This window comes from Rhizobium viscosum, assembly GCF_014873945.1.
Classification (GTDB): Bacteria; Pseudomonadota; Alphaproteobacteria; order Rhizobiales; family Rhizobiaceae; genus Rhizobium; species Rhizobium viscosum.
Genome location: NZ_JADBEC010000003.1, coordinates 189,776 through 209,497, shown reverse-complemented (window position 1 = coordinate 209,497; position 19,722 = coordinate 189,776). Strand labels below are relative to the sequence as shown.

The window sequence follows — 19,722 nt, the reverse complement described above, 5'->3', positions numbered from 1 at the left end:
GGCAGCCGTTCGGCACCAAGGGCCGCTCCGCCCCCGCACGAAAACTTCCCCCACGCCGCATTTCCATACTGTCGCCCGTATCCGATTGATGTATGGAGAAGTCTTCAAAAGACTTCGAACGACGCACCGGAGGCGGCGATGGATCACCAGGAAAAATCCAAATCGGAAAAGAATTTGACGGGCGGCAGCCTCGACGACCAGGCGCTTTTCTTCCACCGCTATCCGCGCCCCGGCAAGCTGGAAATCCAGGCGACCAAGCCGCTCGGCAACCAGCGTGATCTGGCGCTTGCCTATTCTCCCGGTGTCGCCGCCCCCTGCCTCGCCATCCGTGACAATCCGGAGCAGGCTGCCGACTACACGTCGCGCGCCAATCTCGTTGCCGTCATCTCCAACGGTACCGCCGTGCTCGGCCTCGGCAATATCGGCCCGCTTGCCTCCAAGCCGGTCATGGAAGGCAAGGCCGTTCTCTTCAAGAAATTCGCCGGCATCGACGTCTTCGATATCGAAGTGGATGCTGATGATGTCGACCAAATGGTTTCCACAGTCGCCTCGCTGGAGCCGACCTTTGGCGGCATCAACCTCGAGGATATCAAGGCGCCGGAATGCTTCCGCATCGAGAAACAACTGCGCGAGAAGATGAAGATTCCGGTCTTCCATGACGACCAGCACGGCACCGCAATCATCGTTGCCGCCGCCATCCTCAACGGCTTGGAACTCGCGGGCAAAAAGATCGACGAAGTCAAGATCGTCGCCTCCGGTGCCGGTGCGGCGGCCCTTGCCTGTCTCAACCTGCTCGTGACGCTCGGCGCCAAACGCGAAAACATCTGGGTCCACGATCTCGAAGGCCTCGTCTACGAAGGCCGCCTCGAGCTGATGGACGAGTGGAAGGCCATCTACGCCCAGAAGAGCGACACGCGCACGCTTGCCGAAAACATCGGCGGTGCTGACGTCTTCCTCGGCCTGTCCGCTGCCGGCGTCCTGAAGCCGGAACTCCTGGCCCAGATGGCCGAAAAGCCGCTCATCATGGCGCTCGCCAACCCCACGCCCGAGATTATGCCGGATCTGGCTCGCGCCGCCCGCCCCGATGCGATGATCTGCACCGGCCGTTCCGATTTCCCGAACCAGGTCAACAACGTCCTCTGCTTCCCCTATATTTTCAGGGGTGCGTTGGACTGCGGCGCCGAGACGATCAACGAGGAGATGAAGATGGCGGCCGTGCGCGCTATCGCAGCCCTCGCCCGCGAAGAACCGTCGGATGTTGCAGCCCGCGCCTATTCCGGCGAAACCCCAGTCTTCGGCCCGGATTATCTCATCCCCTCGCCCTTCGATCCGCGCCTCATCCTGCGCATCGCCCCTGCTGTGGCAAAGGCTGCGGCCGAAAGCGGCGTCGCGCGTCGCCCGATCGCCGACTTCGATGCCTATCTCGACCAACTGAACCGCTTCGTCTTCCGCTCCGGCTTCATCATGAAGCCGATCTTCACGGCGGCAAAGACGGCAGAACGCAAGCGCGTCATCTTCTCCGAAGGCGAGGACGAGCGCGTGCTGCGCGCCGCCCAGGTTCTGATCGAAGAAGGCATCGCCGAGCCGATCATCATTGGCCGTCCGCAGGTCATCGAAACGCGCCTGAAGCGCTACGGACTGCGCATCCGCCCCCTGTCGGATTTCGAGGTCATCAACCCCGAGGACGATCCGCGCTTCCGCGAATATGTCGATCTCTATCTGCAGCTGGTCGGCCGCCGCGGCGTCATCCCGGAAGCAGCCCGCACCATCGTACGCACGAACACGACCGTCATCGGGGCGCTGGCGCTGAAGCGCGGCGAAGCCGATGCGCTGATCTGCGGCCTCGAAGGGCGTTACGAGAAACACCTTCGCGATGTGCGCCAGATCATCGGCAAGCGTCCGAATGTGCGCGATTTCTCCGCGCTCAGCCTGCTGATCTCGCAGCGCGGCGCGACCTTCTTCACCGACACCTACGTGACCTTCAACCCGACGGCTGAGGAAATCGCCGAGGCGACGGTTCTCGCTGCCGAAGAAATCAAGCGCTTCGGCATCACCCCGCGCGCTGCCCTCGTCTCGCATTCGAACTTCGGCTCGCGCGAATCCGAAAGCGCCACGAAGATGCGCAATGCGCTGCAGCTGGTGCGTGAGGCGGCTCCCGAACTCGAAGTCGACGGCGAAATGCACGGCGAAAGCGCGATCTCCGAGGAACTGCGCCGCCGCGTCATGCCGCATACTACGCTGCATGGCGAAGCCAACCTGCTGGTCTTCCCGAACCTCGATGCGGCCAATATCACCCTCGGCGTCGTGAAATCGATGACCGACGGCCTGCATGTTGGCCCGATCCTGCTCGGCACGGCGATGCCGGCCCATATCCTGGCGCCGTCGGTCACCTCTCGCGGTGTGGTCAATATGGCAGCGCTTGCTGTCGTCGAGGCATCGCAGCCGGCGTAATTCTCGCTGCGGCCGTCTGTGAAGCGACGGCCGCTGACATCAGGCATATCAGGCACGCCGTATCGAACGGCGTCCCTGATCCGACAGTTCATCCGCGCGTTCGTTGCCTTCAATGCCGGAATGGCCCTTGCACCAGGCAATTGTTATCGATGGATTCCGGGATAGCACGATGTCGAGCGCTTTCCAGAGTTTGGCATCTGATATCGTTCTGTTTCTGGCCCTGCCGTTCGGGTTGCTTTTCTTCCAGCCGTTGTTCTTCCAGATGGGGCGCCAGATGTTGCAGCCTTCGACGGTGTAGACGGAATCGGACCAGATGATCGCGGCTGTGCCGGGTACCGTGCGGCTGATCCAGATCACCGCCTCAAGCACCGCGGTCAGTTCCATCGTGTTGTTGGCACCATTCTCCACGCCGCCGAAACCGGTGCCTATTTCCACCCCGTCGCGATAGGCGATGAAGGCCCACCCGCCGTGCCCCGAGCGAGGCTCAAAACAACCATCCACGAAGAGGTGCAGGCCGTGCCCGGTTTCCGGTATTCCTGATGTCGTTTCGGTGGGGCGGATTTCGTCGGAAATACCTGTCATATCAGCTGTCTAGAGATCAATGGGCTCCCCGCTTGATTGCAGGAGCGAAGGGATGGAAGCGTCAGGCTTGCTGGATAAGAATGCAAAAATGCGCTAGGAATTACTGCGAGCTTATTAAGGGAAATGCGTTAAGACAAAGCGCGGTGAATTGAAGCCGCAATTCACCGATAGAAGCTTTTTCTCACTCCGGGACGACGTCGTGAAGCGCCGAAACCTGTATCTTGTTTTCTTTCTGGCATTCGCGGTTCCGGCAGCAGCTGAGACCAACGCGATCTGTGAAGATCTGCGCGGGCGCCTGGCCGACCTGCCGCAAACCTTCGGCAACAATGGTCCCGAGATGCGCCAATATGCAGGCGCGCTTGCCGAGCAGAATCTCGAACTGCGCAAGGTGCGCAGCGATCTGCGCCGGTATGGCTGCACCTCCGGCAGCATGGTCGTCCTCGGCGGCGAGAATGCCGGCTTCTGCCAGGAGCTCGTTCAATCCGAAGCCAGGATGGTGGACAATGTCCGTTACCTGCAGGACCGCCGTAACGAATTGCGCCAGTCCGGCGCCGATCCAGCCCGCGAAGGCCTGATGGCGGCCCTCGAGGACAATGGCTGCAACAGCGACAGCTTTACCGAATCCGCACACGGTGACGCCTATGCGCCCGCTCCTTCCATCGAGGAGCAGGCGATGCGCGGCGATACCTTCATCCCGCTCGGCGGCGGTGAGCGTTACGGACTGCCGCGGGCGGAAATGCTCTCGCCCGTCAGCACCATCTGCGTTCGCACCTGCGACGGCGGCTTCTTCCCGATCAGCAACAATGCCACTTCGATCGATTTCGGCCGCGATGCCGCGACTTGCTCGAAAATGTGCCCCGGTGTGGAGACGGAACTCTATTACCGCGATATTTCCAGCACCGAAGCCTCGAACATGATCTCGACGGCAACAGGCGCCCCCTATGGGACGATGAAGAACGCGTTCGCCTACAAGACCCGCGCGCCCGGCGAAAAATCCGCCTGCTCCTGCAATCTCAGCGCCTATTACGAGGAAATGCGCAAGAGCCAGGCAGCCTACGCGCCGGCGCCCGAGCCGAAGGGTTCGATCACCACGATCCACACCGAAGCCCCGAAAGCCGCAAGTACCCCGCCTGCCCCGCAGGCCCAGGTACCGGATCGTCCGTATGATCCTGCGAGCAACAAGGTGCGTCAGGTCGGCCCGCAATTCCTGGCCGGCGACCAGGGCAAGATCGATCTCACCAATCCAGCGACATCAGGCCCGCAGCCCCAACAGCAGCAACAATAATCACGGTATCGGCAGTCGAGATCGCGTCTTCAAATTGACGAGCGATGCTCCTTGAAGGCAGCTGCCAGCGTGCGAAGGGCCGCGCGCGATTTGGCATCCGTCAGCGTCGAATGCAGCACGATCTCAGAAGACGGCAACGGCGGCAGGCCGAAGCGCTCGCTGACCTCGACAGTGCCGACGGGGGCCAGCCGATAGGAGAAGGTTGAAACGGCAAGCCCGGCCGAAACGGCTGCTGTCACAGCCGAAGAGCCGCCGCCGAGGAAGACTTCGGTCCAGGGGATGCCGGCTGCATCGAGCGCGCGGGTGCAGACAGCCCGTACTCCGCAAGTTGGCGAGAGTGCTGCAAGACGCAACGGCTCGCCGCGGCGATACTCGAATTGCGGCGTGGCGAACCAGCCGAAATGCTCGGGCCCCAGAACCTCGCCGTCGCGCCGGTCTTCGTCTCGGCGGATGATCGCCGCATCCAGTTCGCCGCGATCGAAGGCGGCAAGCAGGGTGCAGGAATTATCGATCCGCACCTCGATCGTCAGACCCGGATCATGGGCGTTGAGGCGCGCAAGCAGTGTCGGAACCTCCGGCCCTGCTACATGCGCGGCAATGCCGATCGTGAAATGGCGGCGCGACGAGGAAAGCGCCGCAACGGCCCGGTCATGGGCTTCGAGGAATTCCCGTGCGGCCTGTAGAAACACTGCCCCTTGCGCCGAGAGCCGCACCAGCCGCGGCGTGCGTTCGATCAGCCGGTGGCCGAGCCGCTCCTCCAGCCGCTTCAGCTTGACGCTGATCGCTCCTTGCGTGCTGCCGAGTTCGTTGGCAGCACGGGTGAAACTCTTGTTGTCGGCGATCGCCACAAAGGCCTGAACGGAATCGACATCGAGCATGGTGAAACCAATCATTCGAATTTGTTGTGTCTGAAATATGTGATCATCCAATTCTGTAATGATCAAGTCCTGCCTATGCTGACGCAAATGGACCATAGCGGATGTCACGTTGTCCGCCTCAACGTCGAAAGGCCAAAGCATGCCCCCTGATTCCGTTTCATCCTCTCGTGCACGCAGCATCATTGCGCTGCTGGCTGCCTGTCTGTCCTCGCTGATGTTCGGTCTCGAAATATCGAGCGTGCCGGCAATCCTGCCCACATTGGAAAAAGTGCTTCACGCCGATTTCAGTGCCCTGCAATGGATCATGAACGCCTATACGATCGCCGTTACGACGGTGCTGATGGCCGCAGGCACATTGGCCGACCGTTACGGCCGCAAGCGCGTCTTCCTGATCGGCATTGCCGTCTTCGGCCTCACCTCGCTGATTGCCGGACTCGCGCAGGATGTCTCGCTGTTGATCGTTGCTCGTTTTCTGCAGGGAATGAGCGGCGGCTTCATGTTGATCTGCCAGGTAGCGGTCCTCTCCCATCAATTCCAGGAGGGCCGCGCCCGCAGCATCGCCTTCGGCTGGTGGGGTATCATTTTCGGCATCGGCCTGGGCTTCGGCCCGATCGTCGGCGTCGGAATCGTGGCGGTGGCCGGTTGGCAATGGGTGTTCCTCATCCATGCTGTACTGGCGGCCGTGACAGTCGCTCTCGCGCTGACGGGAATTCAGGAATCGCGCGATCCCGCAGCCGGACGGCTCGATATCGCCGGCATCGCTACCCTTTCGCTGGCGGTCTTCTGCCTTGCCTTCTTCATCACCCAGGGGCCAGCTCTCGGTTTTGCGAGCCCCGCTGCGCTTGGCACTATCGGACTTGGCGCCGCAAGCCTCGTCGCCTTCGTCGTTGCCGAAAGGCTGAATCCGCGACCGATGTTCGATGTCTCGGTCTTTGGCATTCGCGCCTTCTCGGGTGCCATCATCGGCTCGGCTGCCATGAATATCAGCTTCTGGCCTTTCATGATCTATCTGCCCATCTGGTATGAGGCCGGTCTCGGCTATGGCAGTGTGACCGCCGGCATCGCCTTGCTTGCCTATACGCTGCCGACGCTCGTCGTGCCGCCGCTGGCCGAACGGCTTATGCTGCGCTACCGGCCGGGCATCATCATTCCCGGCGGCCTTTTCACCATCGGGCTCGGCTTCCTGCTGATGAAGTCAGGCAGTGCTGCCGCTGCGCCAAGCTGGCTGACGATGCTGCCCGGTGCGCTGCTTGCCGGCATCGGACTTGGCTTCACCAACACCCCGGTCACCAATACGACGACGGGCGCCGTCTCCAGCGATCGCGCTGGCATGGCCTCCGGCATTGACATGAGCGCCCGGATGATCTCGCTCGCCATCAACATCGCCGTCATGGGCTTCATCCTGTTCAGCGGCGTGCTCTCCCATCTGAAGAGCGCCTTGCCGAACGCGATGGATGCCGATGACCTGCGCCTGCTTGCCGAACGGATCTCCGCCGGCAACATCACTGCCCTGCCAGACATTCCGGCCGAGACGGTGCATGATGCGCTGGTCGCAGGCTTCGGCGGTGTCATGCTCTATGGCGCCATCGGCGTCTGGCTTCTCGCCGCCGCAAGCTTCCTCACCTTTGGCCATTGGAGGACACCGGCCTGCGCCAAGGATTGCAGCACCCAGCCGGCCGAGTGACACACACGCGCGCCGGCTCAAACCGGCGCGGCCTCGCCTTCCACCTGTCCCCAGCCGTCGTGGTAGACCAGCTCTTCCAGCGCCACCCGCTGCCGCCAGCCTTTGACCGCCAGTTCCGGCTCCTCGTAGAGCCGGTCGACGAAGCCGGCGCAGAGCCAGGCGACGACTTCGATATGATCGGGAATGCCAAGTATCTCCTTGAGGTCGCCCTCGCGAAAGATGCTGACCCAGCCGATGCCGACGCCTTCGGCGCGGGCCGCGAGCCACAGGTTCTGGATGGCGCAGACGGTGGAATAGCTGTCCATGCGCGGATTATGCGTGCGCCCCAGCACCACGCTGCCGCTGCGGGTCGGATCGCAGGTCACGCAGATGCCGAGCGGCGCCTGGACAATGCCTTCGAGCTTCAGCGAACGATACTTTTCCTGCCGCTCGCCATCGAACATGCGAGCCGCTTCCTCATTCGCCCTGAGGAATGCATCGCGCACTCGCGCCCTCACCTCGGCACTTTTCACCAGAATGAAATTCCACGGCTGCATGAAGCCGACCGAGGGAGCGTGATGGGCCGCCGTCAAAAGCCGTGTTACCAGATCGTCCGGCAAGGGATCGGGCAGGAACTGGCTGCGCACGTCGCGCCGCGTCATGATTGCGTGATAGACGGCCTCGCGTTCGGCCGCAGAAAAGCTGGATGCCGGGCAAACGGCATCATCAATGGGTCGCATCGTCAAATCCCCAACAACGCAACCGCCCGCCGTCCGCGCGGGTTGGGTCTATCTTGCCAGGCCGGTCTTCTGACTTGGCGTCATCCGCCTCGCCGTTGCCTTCCCGGCCGGAAAGCCAGTGGCGTAGTTTAAACGGCGAGCGTCAGCCTTACAGCGTTGGGCACGTTCCGGTCTTGCACCGGATTCCCGATTCTCCCGCTTGTGACAGCAGGCACCTGACGGGCGATCTATGGCGCGGAAACGGCATGGCCGCAAGCCGCATGCGACATTCATTTCGTGGACAGGCTGAAAACGCTGTCCTAAAGCGAAACCCGAATCCAACCGACGCCCCACCAATGCCGGTGAGGAGCCGACGACCCGACGCCGCAGGAACAGACATGCCGAAGCGACCGAACCGGAAGAGGCCCTGGCCGAAAGCCGATAAAACTTCACAGCTCTGTCATTTTTCCTCACAGATTCCACGTGACAATTCCAATTCGCATGTCTACATAGGCGGCATGTCGATTTCGTCCGTTTACGCATCGCGATTTTATTCGTACCGCTGCTTCCAGCGGATGCGGGTCTGTGCGTAACCGAAACTAACGCGACGACAACCCGAACAGCCGCTAGTCTACCTGGCGGCTTTTTTGTTCCGCACGGTATGACCAAACAGGAGAGCATACCGTGACTGACACTATTGATGATCTGCGCATCGTCGAGATCACCCCGCTGACCAAGCCTGCCGATATTATCAAGGAAATCCCGCGTGACCGCGCGGTCACGCACACCGTGACCAGCACGCGCGACACGATCCACAATATCCTGACCGGTAAAGACGACCGTCAGCTGGTCGTCATCGGCCCCTGCTCGATCCATGATCCGGCAGCCGCCCGCGAATATGCGTCTCGTCTCGTCGAGCAGCGACGACGCCTGTCCGGCGATCTCGAAATAGTCATGCGCGTCTATTTCGAAAAGCCCCGCACCACCGTCGGCTGGAAGGGCCTGATGAACGACCCGCATCTCGACGGCAGCTACCGTATCGAGGAAGGCCTGCGCCTCGCCCGCCGTCTGCTGCTCGACATCAACGCCATGGGCCTGCCGGCCGGCTGCGAATTCCTCGATACGATCACGCCGCAGTACATCGCCGATCTCGTCAGCTACGGCGCCATCGGCGCGCGCACGACCGAAAGCCAGATCCACCGCCAGCTCGCCTCGGGTCTCTCCTGCCCGATCGGCTTCAAGAACGGCACGGATGGCGGCGCGCGTGTCGCGCTCGACGCGATCATGGCCGCTTCCCAGCCGCATCATTTCCCGGCTGTCACCAAGGACGGACAGGCAGCGATTGCCTCCACGCGTGGCAACGAGGACTGCCACATCATCCTGCGCGGCGGCAAGCGGCCCAACTATGAAGCTGCCGACGTCCAGGCCGTCATCGCCGAGGCAACCAAGCTGGGTGTCGACCCGCGCATGCTGATCGATGCCAGCCACGCCAACAGCGGCAAGGATCCGATGAACCAGCCGAAGGTCGTCCACGACGTCGCCGGCCAGATCGTCGCCGGCAATAGCCATATCAAGGGCATGATGATCGAGAGCAATCTCGTCGCCGGCCGCCAGGATCTCGTCCCCGGCAAGCCGCTCGTCTATGGCCAGTCCATTACCGATGGCTGCATCGGTTGGGATACGTCCGTCGAGGTACTCGAAGATCTCGCCAAGGCCGTCCGCGACCGCCGGAAGGCAGCCGTCGCTGCCTGAGTGGCCGCATTCAGCGCGGCGGGAAAACCCCGCCGCCCGTTCCCAATCTGCTATAGAGGGTTTTAGGAAACTACGAGTTTTCGATTGCGTAGATGAACAGAGCGGTCCACGCCGAACCAATTACAAATATCACTGTCCAGAGCCACATCGCTTCTTTTAGGGCGCGCTCGTTTTTTCTCAGGACGAGCATTAACAGTGACAATATAAATAAGGGGTAAGCTTGCGGGGAGATTAGAAGCATTCCACGCAACGGGCCTCTTAATTCGGCAGCGTCGGAAATCTCTTCATATATACTGTAATATGACATCGGTATTCTCGCTAAAATGTAGAGAGATACGAAGTATATTATAGATATTATGATCATCGATTTTCTTATGAAATGAATTTTACGCAAGGCCCTATCTCGCGGATGCGCTGTATTATGTTGTGTGTTTAATCTGTAGACGTACGCTAAGTTGCAGTCCGAAGCTATTCCCCACCGCTCACTCATCAAATGGCGGTGCGCCGCTCTTAAGACTTCACCGGAAAATACCGCACGAAAGCGAATTCCTCGCCATCCGGCGACCAGTTCGGCACGTTGATCGTGCCCTGCCCGCCGAAGAGTTCGAACAATTCCGTCAGGTTGCCGCCATCCATGTCCATCATCCGCAGGCGCACGTTGAGATCGCGCGGGTGATCGAAGACGTCAGGATCGTAGGAAAGGATCAGCACCTTGTCATTGTTCGGCGACGGATGCGCAAACCAGTTGCCGTAATTGTCCGATGTCACCTGCTCAAGACCCGTGCCATCGGGATGGATGCGCCAGATCTGCATCAGCCCGGTGCGGCTGGAATTGAAATAGATCCACTGCCCGTCGGCCGACCAGTCCGGCCCGTCATTGCGGCCCTCGCCATGCGTCAGCCGCTTCTCCTCGCCGCCGTCGACCGAGATCGTGTAGATATCGAAGAGATCATTGCGGATGCCGCAATAGGCAAGCTCGCGCCCATCGGGCGACCAGCCGTGCCAGTAGGACGGCAGGTTTTTGGTGATCAGCCGCGGCTTGCCGCCCTCGATCGGCAGGATGTAGATCGCCGACTTGCCGAACTCGGTCTTGTCGGAAATGACGATCTCCTCGCCATCGGGCGAAATGCCATGGTCATTGTTGCAATGCACGGCAAAACCGGTATCGACCCGCTCGACGAGATCGCTGCCATCGAGCCGCAGCCGATAGAGCAGCCCGTCGCCATTGATCAGCAGATAGGCGCCGTCGCGCGAGAAATTCGGCGCCTCCACCAGCGCCTCCGTCTGCCAGACGACGCGGCTCTCGCCCCGCCGCACGTTGTAGATTTCAACTGAGCTGCGCATTCATCCCTCCCAGACTTTTGAGGCGCCTCAGCGATCCCGGAACCGGTTGGTGATCGGGTAGCGCCGGTCGCGGCCAAAATTCTTCTTGGTGATCTTCACGCCCGGCGCCGACTGGCGGCGCTTGTATTCGGCGAGATAGAGCAGATGCTCGATGCGGTGGACCGTCTCGACATCATGGCCGCGCGCCACGATCTCCTCGACACCCATTTCCCGCTCGACAAGGCATTCGAGGATGTCGTCCAGAACAGGATAAGGCGGCAGCGAATCCTGATCCTTCTGATCGGGGCGGAGTTCGGCCGACGGCGCCTTGTCGATGATGTTCTGCGGAATGACTATCCCCGAAGGGCCGAGCGCATCCGGCGGCACATTCTCGTTGCGCCAGCGCGACAGCGCATAGACCTGCATCTTGTAAAGGTCCTTGATGGGGTTGAAGCCGCCGTTCATGTCGCCGTAGAGCGTCGCATAACCGACCGACATTTCCGACTTGTTGCCCGTGGTAACCACCATCGAGCCGAACTTGTTGGAGATCGCCATGAGGATGACGCCGCGCGCGCGGCTCTGCAGGTTTTCCTCAGTGATGCCGCTGTCTGTGCCCTCGAAGAGATTCGAGAGTGCGGATGAAAAGCCAGCGACGGGTTCTTCGATCGGAACGATGTCATAGCGGCAGCCAAGCGCTTTGGCGCAATCGGCGGCGTCCTTGAACGAATCTTCCGATGTATAGCGGTAGGGCAACATCACCGTGCGCACCCGTTCCTCGCCGAGCGCATCGACGGCAATCGCCGCGCAGATTGCCGAATCGATGCCGCCGGAGAGGCCGAGCACGACATTCTTGAAACCGTTCTTGTTCACATAGTCGCGGAAACCGAGCAGGCAGGCGCGGTAGTCGGCCTCCTCGCTCTCGGGGATGCGCGCCATCGGCCCTTGCGAGCAATGCCAGCCCTTTTCTGTCCGCTTCCAGGTGGTCACGGCCAATGCCGTTTCGAACTGGCTGAGCTGGAAGGCGAGCGACTTGTCGGCATTGAAGGCAAAGCTTGCGCCGTCGAAGACGAGCTCGTCCTGGCCGCCGAGCTGGGCGGCATAGACCATCGGCAAGCCGGTTTCGATCACCTGCTTCAGCACCACCTGATGACGGATATCGACTTTGCCGCGATAATAGGGCGAGCCGTTCGGCACGAGCAGGATTTCCGCGCCGCTTTCGGCAAGCGTCTCGCACACGCCGAGATCGCCCCAGATATCCTCGCAGATCGGAATGCCGATGCGCACGCCGCGAAAATTCACCGGACCCGGCATGGCGCCCTGGTCGAAGACGCGCTTCTCATCGAACTCGCCGTAATTCGGCAGGTCGATCTTGTCTCTGACGGCGATGACCTTGCCGCCGTCGAGCACGGCGATGGAATTGTAGCGGCCCGTCTCGTCCTGGCGCGGGAAACCGATGACGATGCCCGGCCCGCCATCGGCGGTGTCGGCCGCAAGGCTTTCGACTGCCTTCCAGCAGGCGTGGATGAAGGCCGGCTTCAGCACCAGATCTTCCGGTGGGTAACCGGAGATGAAAAGCTCGGTCATCATCAGGAGATGCGCGCCCTGCCGCGCCGCGTCAGTGCGCGCCTCACGCACCTTGGCAAGGTTTCCGGCGACATCGCCCACAGTGGGGTTCAACTGGGCGATGGCGATATTGAAGGTCTGGGAGATAGCGTTTTCCTGTGTCATGTCATTCATTTAATCCGCCCCTTCGTGCACCGCAATAAGCCGCTTCGAAAGCCGTAGCGATCTGCGGCGAAAATTTGATGAACGGCAGCCTCGTCACTGTGCCTATCCTTCTGTTTGCCTTGCGCGACGCCGATACGCATTGCAATTTTCGGCAACGGCGGAATACTGCGCCCCAATTCGATCCATTCCCGGGACAATGCCATGTCTAATCTTCCGAATTTCGTCCACCTGCATTTCGGCAAGCCGGCCGAAGAACTGGGCGATATCGAAAAGCGCGTGCTCGCCAAGGCGCATGAACGCAAGATCATCTCCACCGACGTCAACGCCGCAATTGCCGCTGAGGCGTCCTTCGGCGAGCGGGTGGCCGATGGCATCGCTCGCGTCGGCGGTTCATGGTCCTTTATCCTCGCCTTCCTCGCTTTTCTCGTTGTCTGGACCCTGATCAACACGGTCATTCTGCTGAGCCGCGCCTTCGATCCCTATCCTTTCGTCTTCCTGAACCTGATCCTCTCCATGCTCGCGGCCATCCAGGCGCCGATCATCATGATGTCGCAGAACCGTCAGGCCGAGCGCGATCGTTTCGAGGCCGCCAAGGATTACGAGGTCAATCTGAAGGCCGAGCTTGAGGTTCTGTCGCTGCACCAGAAGATCGATATGCGGGTGCTGACGGAACTGACTGCGCTGCGAGAGGATGTCTCTCGCCTGAACGCCATCCTCGCAGAGCGCGGGCCGCTAAAATAGCGCGACCTTAAACGTCTGAAATCTCGTCGCAATTCCAGCCCTGTCATCGCGTTTCATTTGACAGGGCGCAGGCATTTGGCCAACCTGCCGACATCACGCAGGGAGCATGCTTGGAAGAAGAGCTTCAGTTCGGTGCATTTTCGATAGTGCCCGCCAGGCGCAGCCTGTTGCGGGAAGGGTCGGCCGTGCCCCTCGGCAGCCGCGCCGTCGATATCCTGCTGTTTCTGCTCAATCATCCGGGCGAGCTGAAGACCAATGCGGAGATCGTCAAGCAGGTCTGGCCGGATACGTTCGTGGACGAGGCCAATCTGCGCGTTCACGTTTCGGCGCTGCGCAAGGCGCTGGGCGACATCAAACGCGAGCCGCAATTCATCGCCAATGTGCCCGGCCGCGGCTATACTTTCATCGCGCCGGTTAACCGCCGAGCCAATGGCGCAGCGCCCGCCCCTCGGCCCACACTCCAGAGATTCCGCCCCGAACGCCTTCCCGCCCGTATCTTCGGCCGCGAACAGACGATCGCAGCCGTGACCGGGCAGCTGACCAAGGGCCGACTGGTAACGATCGCCGGCCCTGGCGGCATCGGCAAATCCACCGTCGCCCGCGCCGTGATCGCGCGCGGCAGCTTCGAGGGCGAAATCGTCTGGATCGACCTGTCGGAAGTCGCGACAGGTAATCTCGTGCCGACGGTCGTGGCGTCTGCACTCGGCATCCTCTCGCGCAGCGACGATATCGTAACGGACATCGCCGCCCATCTGCGGTCATGCAATCTCCTGCTCGTGCTCGACAGCTGCGAGCATGTAGTGGCCGATATCGCCAAGCTCGCCGAAGATCTGCTGGCGGAAGCGCCCGATCTGCATATCCTCGCCACCAGCCGCGAGCCGCTGCGCGCCGAAGGCGAACGTGTCCACCGCCTGCTGCCGCTAGACCTGCCTTTATCCGCCGTGACAGCGGAGGCTGCCCTTGCCTCGCCCGCCGTCCAGCTTTTCGTCGAACGCGCCGATGCCTGCCTCGGCGGTTACGAGCTGACGGATGAGGACGCCGCCGACGTCGTCGATATCTGCACGCGGCTCGATGGCATTGCGCTCGCAATCGAGCTTGCCGCCGGCCGGCTGGAGGCGATGGGCATCGCCGCCCTCTCCCGCTCGCTCTCCGACTGCTTCCGCGTGCTGACCCGCGGCCGGCGCACGGCCCTGCCCCGCCACCAGACACTACGCGCCACGCTCGACTGGAGCTACCTCATCCTGTCGCCGGAAGAGCAGCAGGCGCTGCGAGAACTCTCCGTCTTCCGCAGCCGCTTCAGCGGCAGGGCCGTAGCCGCGGTTCTCTCCGGCACCGAACCCGAGGATTTGCTGGCCGCGCTCGTCGCCAAATCGCTGGTCGTGGTCGAGACTGCGAGCGACGAAACGCGCTACCGCCTGCTCGATACGACCCGCCTCTATGCCGGCGAAAAGCTTGCCGCCTCGGGCGAACTGCCCGATGTCATGGCCCGCTTCTCCGCCTGGCTCTCTGTCGCGCTCGAGAGCGCCGAGCAGGGCCTCTATGCCGCCCCGCCGGAGGAGTGGCCTGATGATTTCGCCCAGCAGGTGCCGGGCCTGCGCGCAGCCCTCGACTGGGCCTTTGGTCCATCTGGCGGCGATGCGCTGCTCGGCGTGCGGCTGACCGTCGCCGCATTGCCGCTCTTCTTCCGCCTGTCACTGCTCGACGAATGCCTGGCGGCCCTCACCCATGCAATAACCTTCCTCGATGCCCGCCCCGGCCTCGATGAAAAGAGCCGCATGAAGCTCTATGCTGCGCTCGGCTGGCCGCAGCTTCGTGCCACCAATGCACCCGAAGACGGCGTTGCCGCCTGGACGACGGCCCGGCGGATCGCCGAGGAACTCGGCGATGTCGACCACCAGCTTCGCGCCATCTGGGCGCTCTGGGTCGATCTGGTGAACCGCGCCGAACCGCGTCAGGGACTGGAGCTGGCGGAGCGCTTCGCAGCCCTTGCTCCGTCCTCCTCCGATCCGACCGATGCCATCATCGGCAGGCGCATGAAGGCCGCCACGCTGCACTGGCTCGGTCGCCATGCCGAGGCCCGCGAGGAACTTCTGGCGATGCTGGCGGACTACGCGCATGTGCCGCAGGCCCGCCATTCCGTGCGCTTCCAGTTCGACCAGCGCGTTACGGCGCGCATCATCATCGCTCGTTGCCTCTGGATACTGGGCGATGAGAAGGCCGCGCTGAACGAGGTCGAAGAGACCATGCGCTACGCCCGCGATATCGGCCACAACCATTCGATCAGCAATCTTCTCGCCGAAGCCGCCTGCCCGCTGGCGCTCCTCTCGGGCAACGACGGCGAAGCGGCTGCCGCGATCCGGCTTCTGCGTGACCATACCAAGGCCCTGTCGCTTGATGTCTGGCACACCTATGCCGACGGTTTCGAAGCGGAACTGCATCTGCGGGACGGCGAATACCGGCTCTGCCTCGCAAAGCTGCGCCCGGCGATGGACATCCTCGATCGTGCCGGCTTCAACCTCTTCCGCACCTACTTCCAGTCCATCGAGGCGCAGGCCCTGTCCGGCCTCGGTCAACATGCGGAAGCCCATGCGGTGATCGACAGCGCCTTGGAGCATGGCGATGCCTCGGGCGAACGCTGGTGCCTGCCCGAACTCCTGCGGGTGAAGGCAATGGTCACCGCAAAGGGACAAAGCCCGGAAGCGCTGGATGCCGCTTCCGCTATCCTCGAGGCAGCGCGTCTGGCCGCAAGGCAGGATGGTGCGGTCGGTTGGGAACGCCGCATCAATGTGGATCTCGAAGCCCTCGGCCATGAACCAGCACAGCTTTCGGGCGCGGCGGGCTAAACCCTTTACACCGATTTACAACGATCAACTCGTCCGCTTCGCGCGCTCCATGCATCATTGCCCTCCAAGAGGAGGCATGCCCATGGACGGCCAAATACCCATCCGTTTTCTGATTATTCTCGTAGCGGATGGGGATAACAGCGAGGTCAGGATCGCGCGCCTCGCACCCGCCTACTACCTTTTCAAGGATGCACCGGCGGAAGTCGTCCTCGCGACGCCATCAGGCGGCTTCCCCGATCTGACCGGCGAGTTGCGTCAGACCAACCATAAGGAGCCTACTGTCGGGCGCTTTCTCGCCGATCGCGCTGCACGCGACGATCTCGCCGATACGCTGCGCCTCGACCAGATCGTGACAGAGGATTTCGACGCCGCCTTCTGCATCGGCCTTTCCGGCCCGCTCTGGTCTGCCGAGGGCGTTGCAGCCACGATCCGCGCCTTCCTGACATCGGGCAAGCCGGTCGCCGTCAACCCCGGCCGGCATCTGGACACAACACCCGAAGGTGCCGCCGCCGGCCTGCTGATCCTTGGCAATGGCGAAGCGTCCCCGTTGCTATCAGCCCATGCACTTCTCAAGGTCGTGCTGGAAGGCCGCAAGACCGTGACGTCGGCGGACTGACAGTTACCGCAAAATCCGCAAAGAAATCTTTGCAAATATTCCTTTGCGGCACTAAGCTGCCGCCATGAAAACACCTGTCCTTACACCTGCGTCATCTACATCCCGCAACGTCAGTCGGGCCGTCCCCGACGTTACGGCGCTGAAGGCGCTCGCCCATCCGGTGCGCCTGCGCATGCTCGGCATGCTCCGCATCGATGGTCCCGCAACGGCAACGCAGCTCGCGACACGTCTCGGCCTCAACAGCGGCGCGACGAGCTATCACCTGCGCCAGCTCGCCCAGTATGGTTTCATCGAGGATGCGCCGGGGCCATCCCGTCGTGACCGCTGGTGGAGGGCATGCCACGAGATCACCTCGGTGCCGCCGGCGGAAACCGAAGGCGAGGCTTTCGATATGGACGTCGCCTTCACGCAGGCGATCCTCTCCCTGCAGGTCGATCAGATGCAGAGAGCAGTCGAGGAATATGCCGAGCTGCCGCTTGCATGGCGGAAGGCCAGCACCGCAAGCGACATCATCATTCCGCTGACCCCTCAAAAGGCCGAGGCCCTGACGAAGCGGCTGAACGACCTTCTCATGGAGGTGATGAGCGAGGCCCCGCCGCTGGGCAAGCCGTTGCCATCAGGTACGGTGCCTTTCACTGTCATGCTGCACGCCTTTCCCTATCCGGGTCGCCTGCCGCATGGCGAGGAAGAGAGCGTGCCATGAGCCGCCGCAGTCCCTTCATCGCACTCGCGGTCGCCGAAACGCTTTCCATTTCGGGCACGCGGCTATCCAGTGTTGCCATCCCCTGGTTGGTGCTGAGCACGACCGGCAGCCCCGTACTGACCGGCCTCGTCGCCATGATGGAGATGCTGCCCTATGTCGTCGCCAAGGCGCTTGGCGGCCCCCTGATCGACCGCCTCGGCCCGAAGCGTATCGCCATCATCTGTGACGGCGCCTCGGTGATCGCGGTTGGCCTCGTGCCGTTGCTGCATCTGCTCGACCTGCTCACCATGCCGGTCCTGCTGCCGATCGTCTTCGCCATGGGCGTGCTGCGCGGTCCCTCGGATGCCGCCAAGCAATCCATGGTCCCCGACATTGCGGAACTCGCCTCCGTACCGCTGGAGCGCGTGACCGGCGTCGTCGGCGCCATCGAGCGCCTGGCATCGGCCGCAGGAGCGGCCGGCGCCGGCGCGCTGATCGCCCTTGTCGGACCGAGCCAGGCGCTAGCCGTCAACGCCCTCACCTTCGCCGCTGCCGCGGCAATCGTCGCAGCCGGCATTCCAGCTTTGCGGCGTGCCCCGAAAGCCGAAGAGACCGGCGTCGCCGCCTATGGCCGGGAGCTGTCGGATGGCTGGCGCTTTCTGCGCCGGGATGCGGTACTGGTCGCAATCGTGCTGATGGTGGCGACCACCAATCTGCTCGATCAGGCCTTCTTCTCGGTCCTGATTCCTGTCTGGACTCAAGATTCGGGCCACGGCCCCGCTCTGCTCGGAACCCTGTTCGCTGTCTTCTCCGGCGCGTCCATCCTCGGCGCGGCGATTGCCGCCATGATCGGCGAGCGGATGCCGCGTCTCATCGTCTATACGGTGGCCTTCCTGCTCACCGGTTTTCCGCGCTTTCTGGTCTTCGCCGTTGAGACGCCGCTCACCCTCGTGTTCGCAACACTCGCCATCGGCGGCTTTGCCTCCGGTTTCCTCAATCCCATCCTCTCAGCCGTGCTCTTCGAGCGCGTACCGAAACCCCTGATGGGCCGCGTCACCTCGCTCAATGCCGCCCTCTGCTGGGCGCTGATCCCTTTTGGCGGGCTTGTCGGCGGCGCGTTGGTCGATACTTGGGGCCTCTCCGCCGCACTGCTGCTCACCGGCTTCGCCTATCTCGCAACCACGCTCGCCCCGCTGGCGCATGGCAGCTTCCGTGGCTTCGAAAAGCGGCAGATCGCCGACGCCAATCCCTCTTGAGCAACTGCCGAACTGTTCGTGGGCAACTCTGTCTATTTCCGCTATCTGGTTGCAAGTGCGATCATGATTGCTGGGGAGCAAGGATGCCGACATCAGATGACGAAACGCCGCTCGCAGGCGGTAATATCAATGCAGGCGTTGTCAGGGTCGCCGATACGGTACGTCGTTCAACCAGCTCGAATAGCCGGAACGTGCATAAGCTGCTGCAGCACCTAGAGCGGTTGGGTTTTGCCTATGCGCCTCGTTTCCTGGGTATCGATGACAGCGGAAGAGAAATCCTCTCTTACATGGCAGGCACGGCGACGATTCCGGAGACGCTTTGGGAGAATACCGCCGCCCTCACCGAATCCGCCACAATGTTACGGAAATTGCACGATGCTACCCGAAGCCTGGACTTCGTCCCTGACGGCAATTGGGCCTATACCTACCCTCTTGCAGAACGCAATGACGTGATCTGCCACAATGATTTTGCTCCCTACAACATGATCTTCCGGGATGGCCTCCCGGTAGCGATCATCGATTTCGACCTCGCAGGTCCGGGGCCGCATCTGCGAGACCTCGCTTACCTCGCCTACTGGTTCGCACCGCTTTCTTTTTCCTCCCAAGACCTGGCCGAATCATCCGCCCGCGACCTTGCCAATGGCAGCAGCCGACTGAAGCTGCTCTGTTCAGCCTATGGCACCAGCGACTATGTCGGCCTGCTCGAGATGGTCTTAGAGGTACTGAACCACATGGGCGACGAGACGGCGGTTGCGAAGATGATCGGTCGGGACGCGGCGATCAGGCTGCGAGAAGGCGGACACTTTGATCATTGGAAGAAGGAGGCCAGATCTTTCAGCGAGAACCGGCCGGTCATCTGGCGCAATCTGCAATGATCGCTTCGGGCAATCCAGCTTGCTGACGTTCCGAACGCGGCAACCCCGCCGGCGCCGGCAGCTTCGAGAATAAAATGCTCGCGGATAACATACTGTCTTCATGAGGTTAGTACGTCCAATGGCGCATTGCGTCATTTTAACTTTGCATCAATTTACGACGGTTAACTCGCATCGCGGCTTGAAGTGAGTCAGCTTGTTCTCGTCGAAGAGGCGCGGAGAAGCCCAAACGGAGGCGATCATGCCGACACCTGAGAATGAACGCAGCTTTGCACGGACTGCGGATGCCACACGGCGGGACGTTCTTCTGGCAGGGGGCGCAGCCATTGCG

General features: G+C 62.0%; 16 protein-coding genes and 1 riboswitch. Of the genes, 10 read left to right on the top strand and 6 right to left on the bottom strand.

What is annotated here, in order from left to right; genetic code table 11:
• Nucleotides 1-138 precede the first annotated feature (138 nt).
• Nucleotides 139-2,451 (top strand): NADP-dependent malic enzyme, encoded by a 2,313-nt coding sequence (locus H4W29_RS33070; RefSeq protein WP_192733073.1) that lies wholly within the window; start codon nucleotides 139-141, stop codon nucleotides 2,449-2,451.
• Between the two features lie 48 nt (nucleotides 2,452-2,499).
• On the opposite strand, the gene H4W29_RS33065 is transcribed toward H4W29_RS33070, so the two are convergent.
• A complete protein-coding gene (locus H4W29_RS33065; RefSeq protein ID WP_192733072.1) occupies nucleotides 2,500-3,033 on the bottom strand; it encodes a ribonuclease H family protein in 534 nt (177 codons plus the stop codon).
• A gap of 199 nt (nucleotides 3,034-3,232) precedes the next feature.
• On the opposite strand from H4W29_RS33065, the gene H4W29_RS33060 reads away from it, so the two are divergent.
• Entirely contained in the window at nucleotides 3,233-4,318 is a 1,086-nt protein-coding gene (locus H4W29_RS33060) for a DUF2865 domain-containing protein (protein ID WP_192733071.1), read from the top strand.
• A 29-nt stretch (nucleotides 4,319-4,347) separates the two neighbouring features.
• On the opposite strand, the gene H4W29_RS33055 is transcribed toward H4W29_RS33060, so the two are convergent.
• The gene (locus H4W29_RS33055; protein ID WP_192733070.1) at nucleotides 4,348-5,211 is read right to left on the bottom strand and encodes a LysR family transcriptional regulator; all 864 of its coding nucleotides are present in this window, start codon (nucleotides 5,209-5,211) and stop codon (nucleotides 4,348-4,350) included.
• A 124-nt stretch (nucleotides 5,212-5,335) separates the two neighbouring features.
• Here H4W29_RS33055 and H4W29_RS33050 point away from each other — a divergent pair, with 124 nt between their 5' ends.
• Nucleotides 5,336-6,880, top strand: coding sequence for an MFS transporter (locus H4W29_RS33050; RefSeq protein WP_192733069.1), 1,545 nt, complete (start codon nucleotides 5,336-5,338; stop codon nucleotides 6,878-6,880).
• A gap of 17 nt (nucleotides 6,881-6,897) precedes the next feature.
• Here H4W29_RS33050 and bluB read toward each other — a convergent pair whose 3' ends face one another.
• A complete protein-coding gene (gene bluB, locus H4W29_RS33045; protein WP_192733068.1) occupies nucleotides 6,898-7,599 on the bottom strand; it encodes a 5,6-dimethylbenzimidazole synthase in 702 nt (233 codons plus the stop codon).
• A gap of 42 nt (nucleotides 7,600-7,641) precedes the next feature.
• A riboswitch (cobalamin riboswitch) is annotated at nucleotides 7,642-7,833 on the bottom strand.
• 429 nt (nucleotides 7,834-8,262) lie between these two features.
• On the opposite strand from bluB, the gene H4W29_RS33040 reads away from it, so the two are divergent.
• Entirely contained in the window at nucleotides 8,263-9,330 is a 1,068-nt protein-coding gene (locus H4W29_RS33040; RefSeq protein ID WP_192733067.1) for a 3-deoxy-7-phosphoheptulonate synthase, read from the top strand.
• A gap of 510 nt (nucleotides 9,331-9,840) precedes the next feature.
• On the opposite strand, the gene H4W29_RS33035 is transcribed toward H4W29_RS33040, so the two are convergent.
• The 3 genes from H4W29_RS33035 to H4W29_RS33025 are packed head-to-tail and all read right to left on the bottom strand — an operon-like array spanning nucleotide 9,841 to nucleotide 12,584.
• Nucleotides 9,841-10,674 carry a TolB family protein gene (locus H4W29_RS33035; protein ID WP_192733066.1) on the bottom strand — a complete coding sequence of 278 codons (834 nt, stop codon included), beginning with the start codon at nucleotides 10,672-10,674 and terminating at the stop codon, nucleotides 9,841-9,843.
• Nucleotides 10,675-10,701: 27 nt separating this feature from the next.
• Nucleotides 10,702-12,381 carry an NAD+ synthase gene (locus tag H4W29_RS33030; protein WP_192733283.1) on the bottom strand — a complete coding sequence of 560 codons (1,680 nt, stop codon included), beginning with the start codon at nucleotides 12,379-12,381 and terminating at the stop codon, nucleotides 10,702-10,704.
• A 5-nt stretch (nucleotides 12,382-12,386) separates the two neighbouring features.
• Complete coding sequence (locus H4W29_RS33025; protein WP_192733065.1) at nucleotides 12,387-12,584, bottom strand: hypothetical protein; 198 nt, start codon at nucleotides 12,582-12,584, stop codon at nucleotides 12,387-12,389.
• On the opposite strand from H4W29_RS33025, the gene H4W29_RS33020 reads away from it, so the two are divergent.
• From H4W29_RS33020 to H4W29_RS32995, 6 genes are all read left to right on the top strand, one after another.
• Nucleotides 12,583-13,122, top strand: coding sequence for a DUF1003 domain-containing protein (locus tag H4W29_RS33020; protein ID WP_192733064.1), 540 nt, complete (start codon nucleotides 12,583-12,585; stop codon nucleotides 13,120-13,122). The two genes, H4W29_RS33025 and H4W29_RS33020, sit on opposite strands and share 2 nt — an antisense overlap.
• A gap of 110 nt (nucleotides 13,123-13,232) precedes the next feature.
• On the top strand, nucleotides 13,233-15,965 hold the full coding sequence (locus H4W29_RS33015; RefSeq protein WP_192733063.1) for an ATP-binding protein: 2,733 nt from the start codon (nucleotides 13,233-13,235) through the stop codon (nucleotides 15,963-15,965).
• Between the two features lie 82 nt (nucleotides 15,966-16,047).
• Nucleotides 16,048-16,581: a type 1 glutamine amidotransferase family protein gene (locus H4W29_RS33010; protein ID WP_192733062.1), complete on the top strand. Its 534-nt coding sequence runs from the start codon at nucleotides 16,048-16,050 to the stop codon at nucleotides 16,579-16,581.
• Nucleotides 16,582-16,645: 64 nt separating this feature from the next.
• Entirely contained in the window at nucleotides 16,646-17,284 is a 639-nt protein-coding gene (locus tag H4W29_RS33005) for an ArsR/SmtB family transcription factor (RefSeq protein ID WP_192733061.1), read from the top strand.
• Nucleotides 17,281-18,519, top strand: coding sequence for an MFS transporter (locus tag H4W29_RS33000; protein WP_192733060.1), 1,239 nt, complete (start codon nucleotides 17,281-17,283; stop codon nucleotides 18,517-18,519). The genes H4W29_RS33005 and H4W29_RS33000 overlap by 4 nt, the downstream gene beginning before the upstream one ends.
• Nucleotides 18,520-18,602: 83 nt before the next feature.
• On the top strand, nucleotides 18,603-19,394 hold the full coding sequence (locus H4W29_RS32995) for an aminoglycoside phosphotransferase family protein (RefSeq protein ID WP_192733059.1): 792 nt from the start codon (nucleotides 18,603-18,605) through the stop codon (nucleotides 19,392-19,394).
• Nucleotides 19,395-19,722: the final 328 nt, after the last annotated feature.